A 3079-nucleotide genomic window follows, 5' to 3' on the forward strand; every position below is an offset into this window, starting at 1 on the left:
GAACGGAATTACGCCAGTATGTTGGCTCTGGCGTTTATCATTGTCTGGTTGCCCATGTGGGCTGAATGAATTATGACCTTAAAACATCAACAGACCCTATACATCTAAGAAATAAAAAAAGGCCGAGTTCACTCCTCTACTCGGCCCAGGGAAAAATGGCTCTATCAAAGAGCCTTGCGCTAAAAGTTGCCATTGAGACGTAGAACAACTTACTACCTAAAGCGTAGTTGACATACAATGATTTACCAAATTTTAACCATTATCGGTTGTATGAATGGTCACATAAAGCTAATGCCGCTTTCTGGAATGGCTCAATGCTCATTTTTTGATTTGGATGATCGGGATCATTTAAGAGGATTGTATCTAATGATGATGCAATCACTTTATTGGCTTGCATCAGTTGTGTCGCTCGATCATTCAAGGGATACTGCATCAATGTGCTGGGATTTATCACAAACAACGCGCCATCTGCTCGGCAATCAAGCATGACCTCTTCGCGAGTAAATGCCCACTGTTTGCCAAACTGTAGCTTGCTGATCGTTTTTATTGGTGCAGCGACTCCCTGAAAAGAGAGAAGCAAAAGAGGCAGAGCCAAAAATAGTCGTTTCATTATCTTTCCCCTAATAGATACATACCGTGATTTTATCGCTAATTTTCCTGTTTATGTACCCAGATTTGCACCAATCATTCAATAATCACGCAGGAGGTTGCGTTGCAAAAATCGCTACGCATAACAATGCGGTTGTACCCAGAATAATTTCCAGCCAGCTATTGATTATCAATTGCTGATAGCTCCTTTTCTGCTTTAATTTGGGAACTAAAATATAGCGGTTAATCAAAGCTAAAAGAACCATTCCAATAACCAGAACTATTTTTAACCATAGCATGGATTGGTATTCAGACAGAGCACGACTGAAAATGGGCCAACCTGGAATTAGAATCACACTACTCATAATTCCAGTCACAATCACCAGAAACACAGCAAAATGCCCATAAAGAGAGAATTTCCTCATGGCTGTTATGCTATCTGCATATAGGTTAGTCGCATTCGGCGATAAGTTTGCTTCTGCTGATTGCCGGAATCGCAAGAATTGCAGACACAGTAAGAATGGCCACAATCCACCAAACCAGTAACCTGCACTAAGTAAATGAATAACCTGATTGGCTTGAAGTAATAGCCCTATGCTTCCTTCATGCATAGCTGCATGTCCAATGAAAGCATGACTTGAGAGTAAAATGGTCGAGCAACCTAATAACAGGAAATTTCTGACCTTAATGTTAGAAAGGAACAGTCCGCCAACGGCAAGTACAGCAATCAATAATTGCCATTTCCATACTTGTCCAAAAGAGGTTCCCAAGACAGCTAGCCAGATATCCAGAGCATAAACATCGTGCCAGCCATCCCCCATTAATCCAGCCTGCACAATAAACCAGATGATTGAGGTTATAAAAGCCAGCACGGTGCTGATTAACACTCCAACTCTTAACCTTTCTCTCATTAGGATCGAAAAATGCCCAGAAACAAGCATTACGGTAAATAAGCCAAGGCCGAACATCAACATAACGACTACAAAATGAGAGAAACGGCAGAATACGTATAGCGCCTCTAAAGAGATCATTATCTTACGGTAAAGCTATAAACGCCTTTTGTTTTATGACCATCGACAGAGAGTACACTCCAGTCAACACTGTATTTTCCTGTAGCAAGTTTGCCTTCAACTGGCAGGATTAACTTGGTTTTAGTTTCAGGATCGAGTTCCAATCTACCTGTCTTAACTACGGTCTTTTCTGGGCCAATCAATTTTACCTTACTGAACCCAAGTTCAATATGTTCTGAGAAGTTCAAGGTGATAGTTTGTGGGGCTATTTCAACCGTTGTATTTTCTGCGGGAGTCTGATCTTTCAAATGTGCATGAGCCAAAGCTTGCTGACAAGACATGCCGACAAACAGAACCACAAGAGCAGATAATTTGGTCCAGAATGAACGGATGTTAAGAATGAACATATAGATAACCCTTTAATATGTAGATGAATTTTTATACTTGAAGGGAGATTCTATACCAAAAAATCTGTTTAATCTGCGGTAATCAACGAGTAATGTCCTGACCTGTGAGGCACTACGCAAAAATGGGAATAAAAAAGGAAGGTCGTAACCCCAATTTTACAATGCATAAAAAAAACACAAAGAAACAGGAGTTACAATGGAAAAACAGATGAAATTGATTTATCCGGTTATTTTCTCTACCTAGTTAGATCTTAAATGGCAGAATAACCGGCAAAGCTCAAGTTGAAAAATGCAAGAATCAGGCGTGTGCTGGTGCCGTAGATAATCCCTTAAGATCTTTATCCAACAAGAACAGGGCTTTTCCACTTTCACCCACCATCTCTAGTTTGTCCAGAATAGATTTGAACAGTTTTTCTTCTTCATGCTGCTCAGCAACATACCACTGCAAGAAATTAAAAGTAGAGTAGTCTTGTGTCGTCATCGCTACATGGGCAAGTTTATTGATCTCTTCTGTGATCAATTTTTCATGCTCATAAGTCTGGTTAAACACATCAGAGATAGACTTGAATTCTACAGGAGGAGCCTGAATAGCGCCCAATACAGGCATTGAACCAGTGTCACCCAAATAATCAAACAAGCGTTGCATATGTTGCATCTCTTCCTGTGAGTGAGTCTTTAAAAACGCTGCTGCGCCTTCATATCCCTTATCACTGCACCATGCACTCATTTGCAGATATAAATTTGCAGAATAAAATTCCAAATTCAGTTGTTCATTTAATTTTTTGATCATTTCTTGTTTTAACATCGGATAACTCTCCTAATAATTCATTAAACTCTGCGTATTATGCCAATTAAAATCATATAATACAAAAACAAAATAAAAATATATAAGATATTGATATGTAATATTTTAATCGTAAACATCAACAAGAATAAATCTCATTAAATATAAGAAAATAAGAATCAATTTTATTATATTATGGCTTTAGCCAGTTTAAGATGCGTTAGCTTCTTAAACATAAAACCATATATGGACACCGACTCAATGCAAGTGGGCAACCTATTTTTCTTTTT

At 38.7% G+C, this 3079-nt stretch carries 4 protein-coding genes; all 4 read right to left on the reverse strand.

The window, feature by feature from the left end:
• Window positions 1-259: 259 nt before the first annotated feature.
• Window positions 260-610: a YebY family protein gene (locus Xentx_RS06715; protein WP_074019495.1), complete on the reverse strand. Its 351-nt coding sequence runs from the start codon at window positions 608-610 to the stop codon at window positions 260-262.
• 85 nt (window positions 611-695) lie between these two features.
• Window positions 696-1619 (reverse strand): copper homeostasis membrane protein CopD, encoded by a 924-nt coding sequence (gene copD / locus Xentx_RS06720; protein ID WP_074019496.1) that lies wholly within the window; start codon window positions 1617-1619, stop codon window positions 696-698.
• Window positions 1619-2005 (reverse strand): copper homeostasis periplasmic binding protein CopC, encoded by a 387-nt coding sequence (copC, locus tag Xentx_RS06725; RefSeq protein WP_074019497.1) that lies wholly within the window; start codon window positions 2003-2005, stop codon window positions 1619-1621. Before copC ends, copD begins: the two co-directional genes overlap by 1 nt.
• 298 nt (window positions 2006-2303) lie before the next feature.
• On the reverse strand, window positions 2304-2810 hold the full coding sequence (gene ftnA / locus Xentx_RS06730) for a non-heme ferritin (RefSeq protein ID WP_074019498.1): 507 nt from the start codon (window positions 2808-2810) through the stop codon (window positions 2304-2306).
• Window positions 2811-3079 lie beyond the last annotated feature (269 nt).

The sequence above is a fragment of the Xenorhabdus thuongxuanensis genome, from assembly GCF_001908095.1.
In the GTDB taxonomy this organism is placed as follows: domain Bacteria; phylum Pseudomonadota; class Gammaproteobacteria; order Enterobacterales; family Enterobacteriaceae; genus Xenorhabdus; species Xenorhabdus thuongxuanensis.

Coding starts and splice junctions, on each gene's coding strand:
- copC (WP_074019497.1), bottom strand. CDS start 2,005: ATGTTCATTCTTAACATCCGTTCATTCTGGACCAAATTATCTGCTCTT.
- Xentx_RS06715 (WP_074019495.1), bottom strand. CDS start 610: ATGAAACGACTATTTTTGGCTCTGCCTCTTTTGCTTCTCTCTTTTCAG.
- copD (WP_074019496.1), bottom strand. CDS start 1,619: ATGATCTCTTTAGAGGCGCTATACGTATTCTGCCGTTTCTCTCATTTT.
- ftnA (WP_074019498.1), bottom strand. CDS start 2,810: ATGTTAAAACAAGAAATGATCAAAAAATTAAATGAACAACTGAATTTG.